This is a genomic window from Mesorhizobium sp. M4B.F.Ca.ET.089.01.1.1 (assembly GCF_004022605.1).
Classification (GTDB): Bacteria; Pseudomonadota; Alphaproteobacteria; order Rhizobiales; family Rhizobiaceae; genus Mesorhizobium; species Mesorhizobium abyssinicae.
This window is the reverse complement of record NZ_RZOS01000822.1, coordinates 1-1,420: the sequence shown is the minus strand read 5'-3', so window position 1 is coordinate 1,420 and position 1,420 is coordinate 1. Positions and strand designations below refer to the sequence as shown.

2 protein-coding genes are annotated in these 1,420 nt (G+C 60.3%); one reads left to right on the top strand and one right to left on the bottom strand.

What is annotated here, in order from left to right; translation table 11 throughout:
* Nucleotides 1-389: 389 nt before the first annotated feature.
* Entirely contained in the window at nt 390-563 is a 174-nt protein-coding gene (locus EN780_RS39165; RefSeq protein ID WP_189556997.1) for a hypothetical protein, read from the top strand.
* Nucleotides 564-859: 296 nt separating this feature from the next.
* On the opposite strand, the gene EN780_RS34215 is transcribed toward EN780_RS39165, so the two are convergent.
* Nucleotides 860-1,420 (bottom strand): MFS transporter (locus EN780_RS34215; protein WP_189556995.1); only part of this gene is annotated, 561 nt, incomplete at its 5' end.

Sequence of the window (1,420 nt, the reverse complement as noted above, 5' to 3'; positions counted from 1 at the left end):
GTGCGGGGCAGGCTCTGATCGATCATCATTGGCGCTTACGGATCGTCTTGAGCGAGCGGTACGCCAGTGAGGGGCCGCAGGCACGCTTTTATTCTCCTTCTGGCCCGTTGAACAGTCGACCTACCGCTCAGCCCGGCTCTGGCGCAGCGCCCACGGCAGGCGCCGCTTCCATCGTTCACCTCGCGGCAGAGGAACATCTTTCTGCCACCGCTTCTTGCGGAGTTCGTCGGTCTCCAGTGGGTGACTGAGATGCATCCGGAACCGGCGCTTTCTCGATCGTTGGTGGCTCCGGAGGCGATGCATCGGGCACGGTCATCTCCTTGGCCTGGGACACTTCTTCAGAGGTGGTGAACACGGGCTGGGAAAGATTTTCGCCAGGACCAATCGGCTTGCCGCGTCGCCTCAGCGACCGCACCTTTCGTGTTTGCTTTCGCGACATCGTTCGTGATGGCGGCCAGGTCGATGCCAGCCCAGATCGACTCTGGCCGCTTTACGAGGCCACGCTTCTGTCTGATCTCGACGACAAAGGATCGCTGTTGCTTCATAGTGCTCTCGGCGCTTGAGGGATTGCGAAGTTCGTCTAAGCCCATCGTGTCCGTCGTCCACGCATTTTCCACATCAACCCAGCACGCGCATGGTATCCGCATCCGGGAGGCTGTTAGGAGCCACGTCCTGACCGGATGAAATTGGTCTTTGGCTTCTGTCGCGGACACAGGATATTGCGTATCCACTCGCGCGAGACAGCCTGTTGTACATCTGCGCCACTGACCATCGAATCGCGGTGGTTGTTCCGCGCTCGCCACGACCATTAGCAGTACCAACGTAGCAATCGCTGGCGCCTAGACGTGACGGTCAGGCTTCAATGACGGGGAAGTGGGAGGATTGCGCGTTTACGAGGCGGGCTGGTCGGCCGCTCAATCGATAGCGTCATTTGAGGCCCTGCCTCTCCCGCCTGCAACTGGGAGACACGCTCGTCCAATTCCTTGTCTACTTCCGTGAGACGATGGTTGAGGCGAAGGTAGTCCGTCCAGGTCGGCGTGCGGAATGTCTCTGTCCATTGCATGGGCTTCTGCAGGTTGCGCTGAAGCGTCCAGTTCCGAGCACCGACGCGGCTGTGGATATGCCTGCGCTGCCGCATGAGCTCGAGGAAGGCCTCGACATTTTTCTCGGCTATCTGATATTCGACCTTGACCACGATAGGACCGCTTCTCGGCTTCAAATTGAGAGCGACAGCTGGGGCGTGGAATTCCTCCAAAGGATCGGGCTCGGACTCGCGGCGCTCGCGTAGAGGAAACAGAATGCCAGCTGCGGCGAGCAGCAGCGCTCCAGCGGAACCCTCCAGCGCCCACGTCAGGGAATGGCTTTGGGAGACCGTGCCCCATACCCAGCTGCCGGCCGCGATGCCGCCATCTATCAATGC